The following is a 19456-nucleotide window of genomic DNA, read 5'->3' on the forward strand; positions in this document are numbered from 1 at the left end:
CTCCCTAACAATATGGTCATGTTGCTCCCTGTTTCATACAAGGATTGATATAATGATTGAAAACTTTCACGAGGAGCAAACCAGATGATTCGATTACACTGCCTTCACGCCCATCCATCCAATCAATCATATATAGAAGATGTTTTTGGTGATATAGATGTTGATTTGCATCACAGGGTCGATTCATCATTTATAGAACGCGCGACACAAGATCCTGCATTTGATCAACACAAGCAGCAAATGTATGCTATCAACAGATTAAAACAAGAAAGTGAAGCCGATCTCATTCTGCTCACGTGTACACAATACATTGCCGCTTTGGGTGATCAGCAGCACCTTTTTAAACAACCGATTGTTCCGATCGATGAACCGTTATTTGAGCTGATTTGTGAGAAACAAAGGCCTCTTCAACTGGTGTTTTCCAACCCAGATACAGTGGAAGGGACGATGCAGCGGCTTGAATCATATGCCACAGAGAGGGGCAAACAGGTTGAAGTAGAAATGGTTGTGATGGAGGATGTCTTTCATCTCTGCCTAAACGGTGATATGCAAGCTTATGATGAACAAATCAAGGAGCAGCTGAGAAGATGTATGAAGCAAAAAGGGAGAGACATTTGCGTGATGCAGCTTTCGATGGTTCATGCGGCAAAGCAGGTGGAGCGGGAGACAGGCGTTTCTATCATTCATCCGCTTTCTCCACTAAAACAGTTTGTCCATCAAACACTATCCGCTTGGAAGGAGTGAACCCATTAGGTTCGCTCTTTTTGTATAGGAACGTAAATGCGAGACATGTTAAAAAATAATCGAGCGCAAACTATTTTCAAAAGGTGCGCGTCTATCCAATGTAAGAAATAACAGATGCGCATTTAAGATAAAGGAGCTCTTTGTAAAATGAAGAAACGAAAAATAGACGATCAATTTGCGGATTACGTCATGGAACATAAACACAGTTTTTATCGGTTGTCCTATAGTTATGTCAAAAACCCAGAAGATGCTATGGATGTTGTTCAGGAGGCCATTCATAAAGCACTCAAATCTGTTCACCGATTAGAGGATGCGAGCAAGATGCATAGCTGGTTTTATAAAATCGTGGTGAACGCTGCCCTAGACTTTTTACGAAAGAAGAAGCGGGTGCAGGTGACAGATGATGATACGCTTGAATTCTTATCTCAGGGTGAATCAGATGTATACGAGGATCAAGACGTCAAACGGGCTATAGAGGATTTGCCTGAGATGTATCGAGTCGTCATTATTTTGAGATTCTTTGAAGATTTAAAACTAGAGGACATCGCCCAGATTCTCGATGAAAATGAAAACACCATTAAAACAAGATTATATAAGGCGCTGCGGCTTTTAAAAGTAGAATTATCACAGGAGGAAATATAAATGGATAAGTATTTGGAACATTTAAAAGATGAATATTTAGAAATTCCTATTCCACCGGAATATGATGCGATGGTTGAACGAACGTTAAAAAGAAAAAATAAAAAACCTCATTTTCAGCAATGGACCATAGGGCTTGTTGCGGCGGCAGCTCTTTTTGTTACAACGGTTAATGTCAGTCCACAGGCAGCAAGAGCGATTTCAGAGGTGCCTGTCATTGGCGAGCTGGTGAAAGTCGTAACGTTTACAGAATTTAAAAAGAGCGATCAAGGAACGAATATTGATCTCAAAACACCACACGTTTCAGGACTTGGGGACGGAACATTACAAGACAGCCTGAATCAAAAATATTTAGCTGAAAACAAAAAGCTGTATCAAGATTTTGAAAAGGAAACAAAGGGTTATAAAAATGGTCATTTAAGTGTTGAGAGCGGTTATGAAGTGAGAACGAACAATGATCAAATCCTTTCACTAGGCCGATACAAGGTGACGACTCAGGCTTCTGCGGCAGAGGAAATGACGTATGATACGGTTGATAAGAAAAACCATGTACTCATTACATTACCAAGCCTGTTTAAAGATGATCGTTATATTGATGTGATTAGTGAAAATATTAAAGAACAAATGAAGAAACAGATGAAAGAGGATTCAGACAAAATATACTGGATTGGCAAGGAAGAAACAGATCCATTTAAGAAAATTAAGCCGGATCAAAACTTCTATATCAATTCAAAAGGAAAGCTTGTGATTTCCTTTAATGAATATGATGTGGCTCCTGGTTACATGGGTGTTGTTGAATTTACGATCCCAACAAGTGTGCTAAAGGATGTTCTCGTTAGTGATATGTATATTCATTAAAAAGAATATAGACAAAAAAGACTGCTGAATGATTCAGCAGTCTTGTCGTGTTTTATTAAGAAAGTGCGTCTGTCAGTGCAGGTACGACTTGTTTCTTTCTTGATACAACACCTTTTAGTAAAGCTGTGTTGTTTTCAAGCGTGACGTTAAATGCTTTTTCTACTTTTGCTGCTTCTGCACCTAGTGCAAGAGCAAGGGAGTCATTTTCTAAAATGTCTGTGATGACTAAAACAAATAGATCAAGACCTTTTGCTGCAATGACTTCATTAATTTTTGCTTCAATGTCAGCCTGTCTTGCTGTCACTTCAGCGATATCTACTGTATTGACTTGTGCAATTTCCACTTTACTTTTGCCTAGTGCGAATTCTTTTGCATCAAGTGTAATTAATTCTTGAACCGTTTTTTGGCTTAGATCAGCGCCTGCTTTCAGCATGTCTAGGCCGTAAACTTCTGGATCTACCCCTGCGATTTTTGCAAGCTCATGTGCAGCATCAATATCTTGCTGTGTGCATGTTGGGGATTTGAATAGTAAGGAATCAGAAATGATCGCAGATAAAAGCAAACCAGCGATTTCTTTTTCAATCGTCACTTGGTTTTCTTTATACATTTTGTTTAAGATCGTTGCTGTACAGCCTACAGGCTCTGCACGATAGTAAAGAGGTTCACTTGTTTCAAAGTTGGCAATACGGTGGTGGTCAATGACCTCAGTTACTTGTACTTGATCAATATCGCTTACACTTTGCTGGAATTCGTTATGATCGACAAGAATGACTTGCTTTGTTTCGTTTGCAGCCGTTTCAATGAAACGAGGTGCTTCTTGTTTAAAGAAATCTAATGCGTATTGTGTTTCTCCATTAATTTCTCCAAGTCTGACGGCTTCTGCCTGAACGCCGATTTTGTTTTTCAGATCAGCGTAAGCAATAGCAGAGCAAATCGTGTCTGTGTCAGGATTTTTGTGTCCGAATACGAGTGTTTTTCCCATGTGAATTCTCCTTCTTACATTTATTGATGATGTTTCTATTCTAACAGCTTTTGACCTTGAATTCAGGGTTTATAGCTAAGAATAATCTAAAAAATTGTAACATGCTGTTTGAAAACTTGCATATGCCATTCCATATCGGTGTTCCACGTGAAACGCTCCCAGGACAGCCTGCATTTTACTTGAGATTTACCGCTATGGTAAAATAAAGGTTGGGGCAAGACATGATGGAGCTGACATCATACGTATACATAGAAGTACACATTGAGCAAGATATAGACAAAAGGATTGGATAGAGGTGAAGGTGTGAAACAAACAAAAGCGTTAGTAGAGGGCGCAATCATGATCAGTATTTTCGCGGTCATGACGCTGTTTTATTTGTATGTGCCGCTATTATCCATTATTTTCTTTCTAGCTGCTCCGATTCCAATCATTCTCTATACAATCAGACACGGCTTGAAAAAGGGAATTGCTGCTGGCGCTATTGGCATAGTGATCAGCTTTTTAATTGGGTCTATAACTGGACTCATGAGTGCACCTATTCTGATTGCTGTCGGTTTAGGCATGGGTGTTTTCTACAGCAGAAGGCAGCCCGGGAATGCCATCATTACAGGTGCGCTGATCTATTTGTTCAGTTTTCTCATCTCCTTTGTTGTCAGTGTTCAGCTTTTTCAGATCGATATCATGAGTATCGCGAAAGAGTCAATTGAGCAAATGATGCCGATGGTAGAGAGTGTTTTAAAGCAATCCGGGGCTTCTGAAAAGGACATAGCCAAACAGCTCAAACAGTTTAAAGAGATGCAGGATACGGCATTAAGTGCTTTACCTGTAGCGTTATTGATTTTGGTCACCCTGATGGCTTTCGTGAATCACTGGTTCGTGCAGCCTCTGATCAAACGGTTTGTCAAAGACATGCCGTCCTTGAAGAAATTTAAGGATATGCGGCTGCCAAAAAGCATGGTATGGTATTATTTACTCACATTGCTTTTGATGCTGATTCAGACGGAAAAAGGCAGCTTTTTATGGCTCGTTCAAACGAGTGCGTTTCAAATTTTATTTATACTGGTGCTTATTCAGGGATTTTCTTTTCTCTTCTATTATTGCCACGAAAAAAACATCTCAAAAGCGGTACCCATTTTCGCTGTCGTGTTAACGGTTTTCTTTCCGCCGATCGGTGTGATTGTGCGAATTATAGGGATTGCTGACATAGGCTTTGATTTAAGAGAAAAAGTAAAAAACAAATAATTCACTCTGAATGTTGAGGAGTTGATATCAGTGCCAAGCTTCTATAGAAAACCTGTCATCAAGTATCCGATCTTCGCGTTAATTGTTCTTGCGGTGATCACAGTCCTCCTCAACCTTTATTTCAATTGGATCATAGGAGCAGTTGGTCTTTTCGTCCTTGCAGGTGTGCTCTACTTCTTAAAGTGGGCAGATACGCAAGTGCAGAAAGAGATTGATTCATATATTTCAACATTATCCTATCGAGTCAAAAAGGTTGGAGAAGAAGCATTAATGGAGATGCCTATTGGTATTATGCTGTTTAATGACCAGTATTATATCGAATGGACCAATCCGTTTCTCGCTTCATGCTTTCATGAAAGCACACTTGTCGGCAGATCCTTGTACGATACATTCGAGTCCATTGTGCCTCTTATTAAACAAGAGGTCGAGACCGAAAATGTGACGCTGAATGACCGGAAATTCAAAGTCATTATTAAACGGTCAGAGCGCCTTTTATATTTCTTTGATGTCACGGAGCAGGTACAGATTGAACGACAGTACGAAAATGAACGAACGGTGTTATCTTATATCTTTTTAGACAACTACGACGATGTCACGCAGGGACTTGATGATCAAGTGCGCAGCGCGATTAATAGTGAAGTGACGTCTCTGCTCAACAATTGGGCACAAGAATACGGTATTTTTCTGAAGAGAATTTCGTCTGAACGATTTATGGCGGTTCTAAATGAGAGCATTTTAGCTGAGCTTGAAGCGTCGAAGTTTTCCATTTTAGACGAGGTCCGTGAGAAAACAGGGGCACATAGTGCGACGCTCACTCTGAGTATCGGGATCGGTGCCTCCGTTCCTTCTTTGAAAGAGCTTGGAGCACTTGCGCAGTCGAGTCTTGACCTTGCCCTCGGACGAGGCGGGGATCAGGTCGCCATTAAACAGCCGAATGGAAAAGTGAAATTCTACGGTGGAAAAACAAATCCAATGGAGAAACGGACACGCGTACGCGCACGGGTCATTTCTCATGCTTTAAAAGAAATTGTATCTGAAAGCGGTAATGTCATGATCATGGGGCATAAGTTCCCAGACATGGACTCAATCGGTGCATCCATTGGGATTTTAAAGGTTGCCCAGGCCAATGGAAAAGAAGGTTATATTGTCATTGATGCCAACCAGATTGGCGACAGTGTTCAACGCTTAATTAGTGAAATTAAGAATTATGAAGAGCTTTGGTCACGTTTTATCACACCAGAGGAAGCAATGGAGCTTGCAAAGGATGACACATTGCTTGTGGTCGTGGATACACATAAACCGTCTCTCGTCATGGAGGAACGACTGCTGAATAAGATTGAAAACGTCGTGGTCATTGATCATCATAGACGAGGCGAGGAATTTATCCGTGATCCTTTACTTGTTTATATGGAGCCGTATGCTTCATCTACAGCAGAGCTTGTGACAGAGCTCTTAGAGTATCAGCCGAAGAAATTGCGGATTAACATGATTGAGGCGACTGCGCTTCTGGCTGGGATCATCGTTGATACGAAGAGTTTCTCCCTGAGAACGGGGTCAAGAACGTTCGATGCAGCATCCTACCTTCGTGCAAAGGGAGCAGATCCTGTCCTTGTGCAAAAATTCTTAAAAGAAACAGTCGATCATTACATCAAACGAGCAAAACTCATTCAGCATACAGAGCTGTATCAAAATCAGGTGGCCATTGCTTCGTTGCCATCTGACAGGTCGGAGTATTATGATCAAATTACGATTGCCCAGACGGCTGATTCCCTGTTGTCAATGAGTGAGGTAGAAGCGTCATTTGCTGTCGCTAGACGAGATGACGACACAGTATGCATTAGTGCTAGATCATTAGGGGATATCAACGTTCAAATTATTATGGAAGCATTAGACGGCGGCGGTCATTTGACTAACGCTGCTACCCAGATTTATGGTATAACCATTGAAGAAGCGGTAGGGAAGTTAAAGGCTGCCATAGACGAATATTTCGAAGGAGGGGTTCAAAGATGAAAGTCATCTTTCTAAAAGACGTAAAAGGCAAAGGGAAAAAAGGCGAAGTCAAGAATGTAGCTGACGGATACGCTCACAACTTTCTCATCAAACAAGGGTTAGCTGTTGAAGCAACTCCAACGAACCTAAGCGCATTGGAAGGGCAGAAAAACAAAGAGAAAAAGAATGCCATCCAAGAGCTTGAACAAGCAAAACAATTAAAAGAAACACTTGAGGCGTTAACAGTGGAACTCACTGCAAAATCAGGTGAAGGCGGCCGTTTGTTTGGCTCAATTACAAGCAAACAAATCGCTGATAAATTGCAAAAAGATCATCAAATTAAACTCGATAAGCGCAAAATCGAGCTGAATGACGCCATCCGTGCGTTAGGTTATACAAATGTACCGGTAAAGCTTCATCCAGAGGTACAAGCAACGTTAAAGGTACATGTGACAGAGCAGGCATAAGCAGAAAAGAACCCGTCTCACGAGGAGGCGGGTTCTTTTTTATGAAGGATCTGAAATATAGACGCTGCGTCCGGCACGCATACCGGATAAAAACATGAAAAATAGGATGACAATAAAGATGATAATCGCGGGTGTCCATGTCTGTGTGGAATCAAAAAGGATTCCAATCATGAACGGCCCAACAGCAGCTAATAAATAACCGAGAGACTGCGCCATTCCAGAGAGGGCAGCTGCTTGTTCCATATTGGTTGTACGTAATCCAATGAATGTGAGGGCAAGACTGATACTGGCCCCTTGTCCAATGCCGATCAATAGAACAGAGATGACAAGAATAGGCGTCGATCCTCCGAGAAGAAGTCCGATCATGCCGAGTAAATACACAAGGACAAGGCCGGCGACAAGCGGTCTTTGCGTTTTTAATTTTTCTGCAAAAACGGGCGTTAAGAAGGTGGATGGCAGCCCAACAAACTGCATAATGGACAGCATCCAGCCAGCTGTCGACAGGTTCATTCCATGTGATGTTAAGATATCAGGAAACCATGCGATGCTGCTATAGAAAAGGAATGATTGCAAACCCATAAAAAAGGTCACCTGCCATGCAACACGTGAACGCCATATCGGCTGCTCTGTGAGCGAGATGCTTTTGACGGCCGCTGTATTCTGATGAAGAAGCTGCGGCACCCAAACCATCATGGCGAGAAGGGCAAGTCCAGCCCATACAAGGAATGATGTATTCCAGCCGCCAGGCATCGTATGACTGAGCGGAACACTGACACCTGATGCAAGTGCAGCAAAGACGGACATTGAAGTCGTATATACACTTGTCATCAAACCTGCATGTGCAGGAAATTTATGCTTCACAAGCCCCGGTAAGAGCACATTACAAATCGCAATTCCAACGCCGACCAGCGCCGTGCCAATCATTAAGAAGGTGATGGTGCCAAACGAGCGAATCACAATCCCAAAGAGAAGGACAGCAAGTCCAAGCCAGAGGGTTCGTTCATTGCCAAGTCGTTTTCCGATTTTAGGGGCAATTGGAGAAAGCAATGCGAATGAAAGCAGTGGTAATGTCGTGAGAAAACCCGCCAGTCCATTTGAAAGCTGTAAATCGGAGCGAATCGCGCCGATCACAGGGCCAACGGATGTAATGGCAGGCCGAAGATTAAATGCAATAAGCAGAATTCCAGCAATCAGCAGGATGGTTTGTCCTGTACTGCGAGGATGTAATGTTGATTTTTCTAGTTGTTGTTCCATGAATGTAAACTCCTTTATTTCTTTAAGAAGAACGATCTTTCTTCTGTTCAAGCTCCGCTAATTTAGCTAATAAGATATGCTGCGGCATATGCATAATTTGTTCTAACGGTACATTGAGTGATGCAGCAAGCTTTTGTGCGGTATCGGCTGAGATTTGTAAAGGTCTCATGCGCAAATCCCTCCTCTTTCAATCTATACGTTCCAATATATCATATCGGCTTTGCGCTATGCTGATAAAAAATTAGCGTTCTCTTTGATAAAACCACTTTAGGGCCGATAAGAAATTTTTTTGAAATTGTTTCAGATGATGCCCCTCCCCTTGTTCGATGTGATATTGCAGCTGTCTTTCTTGCATCCCTTTCTGTAATAAAAGATCATGCAGTTGTTTGTTGAATAAAGGCATGTGCTGTTGAGCAGATGTTTTTCCTTTCCCTTCTTCACTGCCTACAGACAAATAAATAAAGTGATTCACACACTGAATGCTTTGTTGTTTAGCGAACGGTAGAAAATCTTGATACCAAAATGACCCGGAGATCGATGCGATGTTTTTAAAAAGATCAGGGTGCATGAATAAAGTATAAATAGCAAACAGCCCGCCTAATGAAGCACCTACGTGGCTATGTTCATGACAGGTCTCTTGAACTGGATATTCTCTTTTGATATATGGGAGCAAGTCATTCGCTAAAAATGACACATACGTTTGTGCCTCGCCTTTAAAGTCAGGGAACCCAGATCGCAGTGATGACGCCTTCCATGGTGTATATTCGTCAAGTCGATTGAAGGGGTGTATGCCGACGATGATAATTGGTGAGATGGTTTTGGTTTCGATCATTCTTTCGATCTCTAGCAGGTGTGTTCTAAACAAAGAAGAGCCATCTTGTACAAAGACAGCTGGGACATCAATAGAGGTGTCCTGCGGAAGGTAAATATCAAGCTGACGCCCGTTAAGCTCGTCATATAGAAACGTTCCGTTCATGTGTATCCTCTCCTAACGGTTTTCAACTGCGTTGAAAAGAAGACAAAGGGCTAAACATTTTAGCCCTTTGTCAACCATCTGATCACGCATCTTTTTAATTGTTTTGATCTAACCATTTGACAGCCTTGTCAAGGAAGGTTGTTTTGCTTAGTGCTGTTCCTCCTTGAAGCATAGGGTCAACGGCATTTTCATTGATGTGCCCATTTTTCACAGCTTTTAGGCTTGTCCAAATTTTATTTTTCTCTAAGTCTTTCAATGCATTTGGATTCGATGAGTTTTCTTCTTTAGAGAACTGAACAAAAATATAGTCAGGATTGAGTTCTCCTAGGCGCTCCAATGAAATCAATGCCTGTGCTTTGGCTTTTTTGATATCACTTGGTACTTTAAATCCTAAATCCCCATATAAGGTAGAGTTGAAGTATACGTCTTCAGGGTACACGTACAAGTCGCCCTGTCTAATGCGCAAAATGACAGCTGTTTTGTTGCTGCTTTTTTCTTTCAGGGTTTCTTTCGCTTGTTTGAGATCTTTCTGATAATCAGAGATGATGTTTTTCGCTTCTTCACTTTTTCCAGTCAATTCACCGAGTAATAAAAGATTGCTTTCCCAGTCGGAAGAGACATGTGATACTGGGATCGTCGTTTGGACTTTATCTAGTTTTTTAATTGTTGCAGGAGGGAACTTTGTTGATCCAAGTATCACATCTGGTTTTAGTTTTAGGATTTTTTCTAGGTTCGGTTCTGTTTTTTCACCGATGCCTTCCGTTTTCGCTGTGATGTCTTTAAATAATTCAGGGAATGTGCCGCCTACAGTAGAAGCACCAATAGGCTCGATACCAAGTAATTTTGCATCTTCCATTGATTCAAGGCTTCCAGCAATGACGATTCGTTTCACTGGCGTTTTGAGTTTGTACGTTTGATCTAAGTAGTTGATATTTGTTTCTGTTGCTTCAGCTGACTTGCTTTTGGCTGTGTTTGAAGCAGGTTTATTGTCTGCAGCACCACAGCCTGCTGCGGTGACCGTCATGATACAAAGGATAAGCAATGCGAACCATTTTTTCATTTGTTTTCTCCTTTAACTGATAATTGTTCTCAATTAAAGATTGTATTAGGCTTTCGTCCTTTTATCCATAGACAAATCTCTGTCAAAGGATGGACTTTTTACGGAAAAAAAGATAAAAGGTCCTGAATGACTCGTTGATGACTGGCTGCTGTGTATTCACGCCAAGGGTCAGAAGTGAGCGGATAGACGGCTTGCTGCGTCACAGCCTTGAGATTTTGCCAAGACGCCTGCTGCTTTAACTTTTGATAAAAAGCAATGGTTTTTGGCTCCTTATGCAGGAAGAGGAAGATGGCGTCTGGATCTAGCTGTTGTATAGAGCGAATGCTGATTTTTTTTTCTATTAGCTGACCATCATTCTGAAAAGCTGGCAGAAGGCTAATGTCTTGAAAAATTACTTCTGACATGGTGCGATTCACAGACAAATAGAGCTGATCTTGAAAGATACGAAGAGGCAGGACGGTTTTTGGTGGATGATCAAAAAGGCATGCCTTTTTCGCTTGATTGACGAGTTCCTCGTAATGAATCAACCATTCTTCTGCTTCGTTCGCTTCGTTTAGGAACGTAGCTGTTTGTCTAAATTGAGTGCGCCAATCCAATTGTGTGAATGGAACAAAGTGAACAGGGCAGATGGTTTTTAACACTTGTTTTTCTTCCTCTGTCACATGATCATTGGCAATGATCAGCTCAGGTTTTGTTTCCTTTAATAGCTGTAAATTGGCTTCAGCGTGCTCGTTGATCCGATGTGCACTCAGGTGAATCGGAATTTCTTCTGCATAATGCTCAAAATCATGTGCTGTCCATTTTGGGTGAAGGGGAGCAGCATATGGGATGATATGAATGGGTGTGAGCTGGCCGAGTATGGAATGGCCATAGGCTGCAATTTTCCGCTGACGGCTTTTCATATAAGTAGAAGGGGTCATGCCCGTTTTTTTCTTAAAGATGCGGCTGAAGTAATACGGATCTTGATAGCCGATTTCAAGTGCAATGTCTTTGAGCTTTGCGTTGCCTTTTGCCATTAATTGTTTGGCTCTAGCCATCCTTTTCTTGGTGATATAATCAGTGACACTCACATCAAAATGCTTTTTAAATAGCTCACTGTAATGATTGGCGCTGATACCAGCCATATGAGATAGACTTGTCAGGCTGAGGGGTTCTTCGGAATGTTGATCGATATATTGTTTTGTTTTGAAAAGGGCATGTGTCGTGTCACAAATATCTTCTTTATGCAGTGTAAAAAGCTGCATAATAAGCTGTTGGAAAAGAGTTTGGCTTCTAAAAAAGCTAATAGATTCAGGTCTTTGCCATTCCTCTGTCATATCGGACAGTAAAGAATGAATGTGTTCAATTAAACTAATATCGATAAATTGCCATTTATTCAGTAAAGAACGGGCATGTTCCGTTGATACTTCTCCTATGTTTTGATTTTGCAGCGTGTAGAGCTGAAAGCGAAAAAGGTAGAGCTCGTGTTTTTGATAAGGCTCTGTTTTCAACATAAATGTTTCCCCAGGCATGATCGTATAGAGTGTCAGATGTTTCAATCGCCATTTTTGATCGTTCAATGTGAGTAAACCGCTGCCGCTTATGCTGAAGAGGAGGCAGAATGTATCTGATAGCTGCTGCTCCGTATGTGGAAGCTCTGCATTATTTATTTTTTCAGTATCTGTTAATCGATAGATGAATTGTTCGGCATTTGCCAACGTACGTAATTGATTATTGTTTCCCATAAAACCACCTGATCTCTTTTTAGTTGATAAACATTCTCAATTAAATTGTAGCAGAAAGAGCTGAAAGATGGTGATGTTTATTCTGTCAAAAAAGCACCCTGAGTGAGATCAGGGTGCGATGATTTATTCCGTTTTTCCATGAGCTAGCGCTGGTTTTTTTGTTAAACTTAATGGCCGCAAGTCCTGCCAGTGTGTCTGGATATAATCGATGCAGGCATTTCTAGTGTCTTCACCAAAGACCTTTTCCCATCCATCTGGCACTGGTGCAAATGATGGCCAAAGTGAATGCTGTCCTTGTTCATTGACCAGCACAAGAAATACACCGTCTTCACGATCAAAGGGATTTGTCATTTGTCATCTCTCCTTTATTCTTAGTGCTTTTGTTTGACCCGATGCAGTGCGTTGTCTAAGATGACACCAATTTCTGCTAGGGGTTTAGGCTGGCACATGTCTTTGTGCCGGCAATGAATGTCGTGCTGTTCAATTGTTCCGTTGATATAAGGTGCCCATGCTTCGGGATCAATTGGTGTAAACCAATCTGGGATAATGGTAGATCTAAAGAATAATATGTCCCCCTGATAAGTTTTTGGCTGATATTCTCCGAGCAATCGAACTGAATTCACATAGGTTTCTTTTAGATTTCTAATGGCATCTTCACTTAAGCTTGCTAGTGCACTGCCATCTTTTTTCAAAATGTCGACGGCACTTTTCATCGTGAGCGGTTCACCTGTTAAGGTATCTGGATCATAACCGCCGAGCGCAAGAAGAGCAATTAGTGCTTCTTCTTCATCAGGTGCTGCTTTAATCGGTAAGAAATGATTTGGATAGGCATCCAGCATCGCAACGAGTGCGATTTCTTCACCTTGCTGCTGGAGCTGTGTAGCCATTGCCTGTACAACGTTTCCACCTAATGACCAGCCAAGAAGATGATAAGGGCCTTTTGGCTGAATCGTTTGGATGTGCTTGATGTAATCCGCAGCCATATCATCTAGTGTGTGCGGGTAGTCATCTTTTCTTGCGATTCCTCGTGCCTGTAATCCATAAATAGGGATGTCTTTCTCTAATGTATTCAAGAGACCTGCATAGCACCAGCTCAGACCACCTGCTGGGTGAACACAGAAAAGAGGATATCTTTCTCCATTTGTTCGCAGCGGGAGCAAGATGTCTAGTGCGTTTTCATCGCTTCCTGTTTCTAGTTTCTCTGCCAAACTTGCCACATTTGGTGCTTCAAACAATGTTCCAATGCTTAGTTTGACACCAAGTGCATCACGAATGCGGCTGATTAAACGAACTGCAAGCAGTGAATGCCCGCCAATGTCAAAAAAGCGATCGTCTATGCTGATTTTAGGCAAATCAAGTACCTCTTCAAAGAGATGACATAGGATTTCCTCTTTCGGGTTTCTTGGGCCGCGGCCATCCGTTTGCTGTAAATACAATTGAGGGGCTGGCAGTGATTTTTGATCAAGCTTCCCGTTTGCTGTAAGCGGCATGGCGTCAATCTGTACATATGCCGCGGGCACCATGTAATCAGGAAGACTGGCTGCTGCAAAATGACGAAGGGTCTCTGTATCGAAACGGTTTTCTTCAGTTGGGACGATATAGGCGACTAGGCGTTTGTCGCCAGGCTGATCCTCTCGCATCATGACGGCAACTTGTGCAACTGCATCGTGGCGTGCCAGAACGGCTTCGATTTCTCCAAGTTCAATGCGGAAGCCGCGTATTTTAATTTGATGATCGGCTCTGCCAATGTAATCAAGAGCCCCTTCTTCTGTCCAGCGCGCAAGGTCGCCTGTGCGATACATCCTTGTGCCAGGTGCGCCATATGGATCGGCAGGGAATCGATCTGATGTTAGGTCAGGTCTGCCTAGATAACCTCTTGCAAGGCCAGCTCCAGCTACATACATTTCACCTGTCGTCCCAGGGGGAACAGGCTGTAGGTGTTCATCTAGTACGTACACGTGTAAATCAGGAATCGGTTCGCCGATTAAACTGCTGGAGTTCTTTGTGATCATATCTCGATTGAGTTCATTGTACGTAACATGTACGGTGGTTTCTGTAATGCCGTACATGTTAATGAGCTTTGGCTTACAGTCTGAGTGACGGCTGTACCAATCTTCTAATCTGCTAAGCTCTAATGCTTCACCGCCAAAGATGACATAGCGGAGTGATAATGCTTGGCCTAGTGTTTGTTGTTCCTTGTCTATCTGCATGAGCTGATAGAAGGCAGAAGGTGTTTGGTTAAGCACAGTTACCCCTTCCTCGACTAGAAGCTGCAGCATCTCTTCAGGAGAGCGAGAGATGGTATGAGGTACAATGACAAGCCTGCCGCCATATAAAAGTGGTCCCCATATTTCCCATACTGAAAAATCAAAGGCATAAGAATGGAACATTGTCCAAACATCCTCTTCATCAAAATGGAACCAATGTTCAGTAGATGTCAGAAGACGGATGACATTTTGATGTGGGATGACCACTCCTTTTGGTTTCCCTGTAGAACCGGATGTATAAATAATATAGGCCGGATGCAGAGAAGATAGCGGTTCAATTCTGTCTATATCAGCCGGATTATGACTTGGCATAGTCAGCAATTGATCGCTCGTTTCTTTTTCGTCTAACAAAATCAAATCGCAATCAGCAGGGAGATGCACTGCATCTGCTTTTGTTGTGATGCTGCAAACGGGTTTGGCATCTTGTATCATGTATGCCAGCCTGTCTGCTGGATAGTCAGGATCAAGCGGAACATAGGCTGCGCCTGCTTTATGAACGGCTAACAAGCTTACGAGCATGTCGATTGATCTAGGCAGGGCAAGTGCAACGAACTGTTCTGGTCCAACGCCTCTTTCTATTAATAAATGAGCAAGACGATTGGCTTTGTTGTTTAACTCACCATAGGTCAGCTGCCTATTGCCATACGTTACAGCCACTCGATCAGGGTATTGCTGCGCCGTTTTTTCAAATAAGGCCGGGAGACTATGTGCTTGATCTAACTGAGCGAATGTCTTTTTATCAGGGAGAAATGTTTGCCGCTCTTTATCTGATAAAATGTTCACTTGACCAATCGGCACGTGTGGGCGCTCAGTCACTTCAGTTAAAAATCGCTTCATTCTGTCAGCAATTGCTCGAATGGTGCTTTGTTTAAATACATCTGTACTGAATTCAAACAATCCTGTTAAACCTGCTGCTGACCCAGTTTCCGTTCTTTGTTCTGTTAATTCGATGGTCAGATCAAATTTAGCTGACCCTACTGGTTTCACGTAAAGATCTGAGTCAAGTTGTGTCAGCTTCATTTCTGCCTTCGGTGTATTTTGGAAGGCTAGCATGACCTGGAACAATGGATTTCTTGATCTGGACCGGGTTGGGTTTAGGATTTCGACTAGCCGTTCAAATGGCAGATCCTGATGCTCATAGGCTGCTAGGTCAACGTCTCGCACTCGCTTCAATAGCTCACTAAAGGTTGGATTACCAGCTGTATTTGTACGTAATACTAGTGTGTTCACAAACAAGCCTACAATGTCGTCAAGTGCATCGTCATTCCGTCCAGCAATCGGACTGCCGATTGGGATATCTGTCCCCGCTCCAAGGCGTGTCAGTAATGCTGCAAGTGATGCTTGAAGCACCATGAACAAACTCACCTGATGCTGCTTTGCAAGCTCAAGGAGGTTCTGATGTAAAGCGGGTTCAATCGTAAAGTCTATCGTCGCACCGTTGAAGCTTCCTTCCTGTGGACGCGGGAAGTCGTAAGGAAGCTCAAGTTCTTCAGGCAGGTCATGTAAGGCACCTTTCCAATAGCTGAGCTGCTTGGCAAATAGACTATTCGTCTCTTCTTCACTGCCCAACAGCTTCTGCTGCCATATAGCATAGTCAGCATATTGAACAGGTTCCGCTGGCAAGGAGATGGATTTTCCTTGTATACGGGCTTCGTAAGCTGCCGCTAAGTCTCGTGTCAAAGGTGCAAGTGACCAGCCGTCACCAGCGATGTGATGCAGCAATAGAAGCAGTACGGATCGGTTTGCATCAAGCGTGAATAATTCAGCTCGAAGTGCAGGTTCTTCTTCAATCTGAAAGCTATAGCGAATGGCTTCGTTTAACTGATTCTCAATTTGTTGATCGCTTGAAGCTGTGACATGGAGTTCAGGCTGAACACTTTTCGGATGTAAAATGACCTGCCTTGGCATGCCATTCTTATTTGGAAAAATGGTTCTAAGGGTTTCGTGTTTTTCAGTGATATCTGCCAAAGCACCAATGAGAGCTGTTTGATCTAGTGTACCTGTCAGCTGAATGACAAGTGGAATATTGTAAGTTGGACTTGGCCCTTCAAGGCAATGAAGGAACCAGAGCCGTTTTTGGGCAAAGGATAATGGAATTTCATCTGGTTTGTCTTCAACCTGAAGCGGCGGCCGAATGTCCTTCGCTTTGTCAATGTGCTGCGCAAGCTCAGCAACCCGAGGAGATTCAAAAAGGGTACTCATGCTTAGGTCTGCACCAAGTGTATCGCGTATACGTCTAAGCAGGCGAGCGGCGAGTAAGGAATGTCCTCCTAAGTCAAAGAAACTATCATCTATGCCAATTTGAGATAGGCCAAGGGTTTCTGCAAATAAACTACATAACATGTCTTCTTGTGGTGTTCTAGGTGTCCGCTCAGAACTGACTAAAGACATATTTGGTGCTGGTAATGCTTTGCGATCGATTTTGCCGTTTGGTGTAAGTGGAAGTTCTGGCAACACGACAACAGCAGAGGGCACCATGTAATCAGGAAGTAATGAAGCCGCAAACTGCCTGAGCTCTGAAGGGTGCAGAGAAGAGCCATCTGTCAGCACAACATACGCACAAAGAAGCTGCTGCCCAGGTTGATCCTCACGAACGATAACAGATGTATGCTTTATGGCTTGATGCTGCATCATTACGGTTTCGATTTCACCTAGTTCAATACGGAAGCCGCGTATTTTAATTTGATGATCGGCACGGCTGATATAATCAATCGAACCATCTTCACGCCATCTGGCTAAATCACCGGTACGATACATTCTCGTGCCTTTTGTGCTGAATGGATCAGCGACAAAACGTTCAGCCGTTAAATCATATCGTCCAAGATATCCTCTGGATACTCCTTCACCTGCAATATAAAGTTCACCAATTGATCCTGCTGGGACTGGGTTTAGTCCTTCATCTAAAATGTAAATGCTCGTATTCCAAATGGGTTTACCGATTGCCGGCCCGCTATTCTCCCGGTGTGCTGTGACATTTTCCATCGTAGACCAGATCGTCGTTTCTGTAGGTCCGTACAAATTAGTAATGTCGCATTGAAGAGATTGCAATGTGTGCAAAAGGGAAGCAGGGAGTGCTTCTCCTCCAACAAGAACACGCATACCTGTTATCACGTCAGGGTACTCATCTGCCAACGCATGCCACAACGTTGGCGTTGCCTGCATGATGGTGACATGATGAGAACGAATCATGTCTGAAAGTTTTGCTGGTTCTTGTATGGTTTCTTTTTTTGCCAATAAAATAGCAGCCCCATGTAAAAGCGGGAGGAACATTTCCAGCCCGGAAATATCAAAGGCAATGGTCGTTACCGCTAAAAGCTGGTCTTCTTGATCTAATAAAAATGAATCTTGCATGGACAATATAAAGTTGATCACATTTCGTTTTGTTACAACAACACCCTTTGGTTTGCCTGTCGATCCTGATGTGTACAGGATGTAGGCGGGGTGATGTGGAGAGCCATCGCTCCAAGTCGGATTGAGATGCGGACTTTCTGCTATCTCCTGATGAACAGTTGAATCATCCAGTTGAACGATGTGCGGATGGTCCAAACCGTCTGCTGTCTCTTTGACTGTGAGCAAGCACGCCGGTTTGGCATCTTCTAGCATATAGGCGACTCGATCGTTAGGGTAATCAGGGTCTAATGGCAGATATGCAGCTCCCGTTTTGACGACGGCTAATAGACTTACGACCATATCGATGGATCGAGGCAGAGCAATTGCGACAAATTGTTCTGGTCCAATGCCATGTTTTTTCAAATAATGAGCTAATTGATTAGCCCGCTTATTCAACTCTTCATAGGTCAAAGTAATTCCTTCAAACTGTAATGCTTTTGCTTGTGGTGTTTTGCTCACTTGCTTTTCAAATAGTTCCCGTAAAGATTCCTTTGGTAATTCTCGTTTTGTATCATTCCAGTGCTTGAGGATGTTCTCTTTCTCTTCAGACAAAAGAAGGTTGAATTGACTGATTGTCTGATCTTGCTCTAGTCCGGTTATTTCCTCCAGCAATTGCAGAAAACGCTGCTGATGAGCGTCAACTGCTTGCTCTTTGTAAACGGCAGGGTTTGCATCAAAGTCGATTTGAAATCCGTTCCCATCCGCGCGGTCGTATATGTTAATCGATATATCATCCACGGGTCCTGCTGAAAGGTTATGTGCTTGACCAATGCTCTGATCGAACATGAAATCATAATCAAATGGCATGATATTGATCTGTGGGCCAAATAATCGCTGATTTCTTCCGATGAGTTTAAAGTCTCTCCGCATGTCCTCGTGACGATATCTTTGATGAGGGCGAATGGCTTTTAGTTCCTCAGATACTTGGCGAACAAGAGCTGAGAGTGTCATTTCTGGTTTGCATGTTAAACGAAATGGTACCAGGTTCATGACCATTCCGGGTGTTTGTAAGGCGCACGATCCAAGGCGCATCATCACAGGAAGTCCTAAAACAATATCATGTGCACCAGTCATACGATGCATATATAATGCGGATGCTGCAAGGATCATTTCATGCCACGTACCACCGAAGGCTTGAGCATTTCTTTTCATTTTGCTTACCTTTTCGGCATCGAAGCCAGCCGTTTTTCTAATAAAATGATCCGACGTTCTTGGGGCAAGCTCAGCAAGGCTGACAATTTCCGGTTGATCAGCGAAGCGATTTTTCCAAAACGTTCGATCAGCTTCATATCGATTGGATTGTCGATAAGTGGACTCCTCTTGAACTACGTCATGTAAGGATCCAAATGTTTGAGGAGGCATAGGTGTCCCTTGCGATAAGGCTGAATAGACCTCAGCAACACGACGTGCAATGAGCGAAAAGGCGAATCCATCAATGGCAATGTGATGAATGCGCTGATACCAGATAAATCGGTCGTCAGCAAGCTGAAAAAGTACTTCACGGAATAATACATCTTTCTCTAAAGAGACTGGTGTTGAAAGATCTGCCTTCATCCATGCTTTAGCCGCATCAAGCGGCTGTTTTTCATTTTGTAAATTGACTAATTGGAATGGAATCTCTTTCTTAGAAGAGAACCATTGCTTTGGACCGTCAGTATCTTCAATGAAGCGCATATACAAGGAATCTGCTTCTAAGACAGTCTTTCTAATGGCGGCTTCAAAATGTATGGGATCAATAGGACCTTTAATATCTATATACTCTGCTGTATTGAAAATAGGATTAGCTGGATCAAGCTGCTGCGCGTACCAAATGCCTGATTGGGCACCGGTTAGTGGGAATGAATCGACTGACTGGATCGACAAG

The 19456-nt window shown here is 42.8% G+C and carries 14 protein-coding genes; 6 read left to right on the forward strand and 8 right to left on the reverse strand.

Annotation, left to right across the window (positions count from 1 at the left end; translation table 11 throughout):
• The first annotated feature begins 84 nt into the window (after positions 1-84).
• From JJ692_RS02315 to rsiV, 3 genes are all read left to right on the forward strand, one after another.
• Positions 85-744, forward strand: a complete 660-nt coding sequence (locus JJ692_RS02315; RefSeq protein ID WP_206534159.1) for an aspartate/glutamate racemase family protein — start codon at positions 85-87, stop codon at positions 742-744.
• 147 nt (positions 745-891) lie between these two features.
• Positions 892-1386, forward strand: coding sequence for an RNA polymerase sigma factor SigV (locus JJ692_RS02320; protein WP_073208195.1), 495 nt, complete (start codon positions 892-894; stop codon positions 1384-1386).
• A complete protein-coding gene (rsiV, locus tag JJ692_RS02325; RefSeq protein WP_073208192.1) occupies positions 1387-2241 on the forward strand; it encodes an anti-sigma-V factor RsiV in 855 nt (284 codons plus the stop codon).
• Positions 2242-2296: 55 nt separating this feature from the next.
• On the opposite strand, the gene JJ692_RS02330 is transcribed toward rsiV, so the two are convergent.
• Positions 2297-3223, reverse strand: a complete 927-nt coding sequence (locus JJ692_RS02330) for a manganese-dependent inorganic pyrophosphatase (protein WP_024424048.1) — start codon at positions 3221-3223, stop codon at positions 2297-2299.
• Between the two features lie 303 nt (positions 3224-3526).
• On the opposite strand from JJ692_RS02330, the gene JJ692_RS02335 reads away from it, so the two are divergent.
• The 3 genes from JJ692_RS02335 to rplI are packed head-to-tail and all read left to right on the forward strand — an operon-like array spanning position 3527 to position 6921.
• Complete coding sequence (locus JJ692_RS02335) at positions 3527-4465, forward strand: YybS family protein (RefSeq protein ID WP_073208191.1); 939 nt, start codon at positions 3527-3529, stop codon at positions 4463-4465.
• Between the two features lie 30 nt (positions 4466-4495).
• Entirely contained in the window at positions 4496-6475 is a 1980-nt protein-coding gene (locus JJ692_RS02340) for a DHH family phosphoesterase (protein ID WP_048238316.1), read from the forward strand.
• The gene (gene rplI / locus JJ692_RS02345) at positions 6472-6921 is read left to right on the forward strand and encodes a 50S ribosomal protein L9 (RefSeq protein WP_008359128.1); all 450 of its coding nucleotides are present in this window, start codon (positions 6472-6474) and stop codon (positions 6919-6921) included. The genes JJ692_RS02340 and rplI overlap by 4 nt, the downstream gene beginning before the upstream one ends.
• 39 nt (positions 6922-6960) lie before the next feature.
• On the opposite strand, the gene JJ692_RS02350 is transcribed toward rplI, so the two are convergent.
• From JJ692_RS02350 to JJ692_RS02380, 7 genes are all read right to left on the reverse strand, one after another.
• Positions 6961-8175, reverse strand: coding sequence for a CynX/NimT family MFS transporter (locus JJ692_RS02350; protein WP_206534160.1), 1215 nt, complete (start codon positions 8173-8175; stop codon positions 6961-6963).
• Positions 8176-8197: 22 nt separating this feature from the next.
• Positions 8198-8344, reverse strand: a complete 147-nt coding sequence (locus tag JJ692_RS02355) for a YycC family protein (protein WP_064498621.1) — start codon at positions 8342-8344, stop codon at positions 8198-8200.
• 72 nt (positions 8345-8416) lie between these two features.
• Positions 8417-9151 carry an alpha/beta hydrolase gene (locus tag JJ692_RS02360; RefSeq protein ID WP_024424046.1) on the reverse strand — a complete coding sequence of 245 codons (735 nt, stop codon included), beginning with the start codon at positions 9149-9151 and terminating at the stop codon, positions 8417-8419.
• Between the two features lie 94 nt (positions 9152-9245).
• Positions 9246-10211, reverse strand: coding sequence for an iron-hydroxamate ABC transporter substrate-binding protein (locus JJ692_RS02365; RefSeq protein WP_206534161.1), 966 nt, complete (start codon positions 10209-10211; stop codon positions 9246-9248).
• Positions 10212-10309: 98 nt separating this feature from the next.
• Positions 10310-11935 (reverse strand): helix-turn-helix domain-containing protein, encoded by a 1626-nt coding sequence (locus JJ692_RS02370; RefSeq protein WP_206534162.1) that lies wholly within the window; start codon positions 11933-11935, stop codon positions 10310-10312.
• A 123-nt stretch (positions 11936-12058) separates the two neighbouring features.
• Positions 12059-12286: an MbtH family protein gene (locus JJ692_RS02375; protein ID WP_024424043.1), complete on the reverse strand. Its 228-nt coding sequence runs from the start codon at positions 12284-12286 to the stop codon at positions 12059-12061.
• A 20-nt stretch (positions 12287-12306) separates the two neighbouring features.
• On the reverse strand, positions 12307-19455 hold the full coding sequence (locus JJ692_RS02380; RefSeq protein ID WP_206534163.1) for an amino acid adenylation domain-containing protein: 7149 nt from the start codon (positions 19453-19455) through the stop codon (positions 12307-12309).
• Position 19456: the final 1 nt, after the last annotated feature.

It is taken from the genome of Bacillus sp. 3a (genome assembly GCF_017161885.1).
Classification (GTDB): domain Bacteria; phylum Bacillota; class Bacilli; order Bacillales; family Bacillaceae; genus Bacillus; species Bacillus safensis.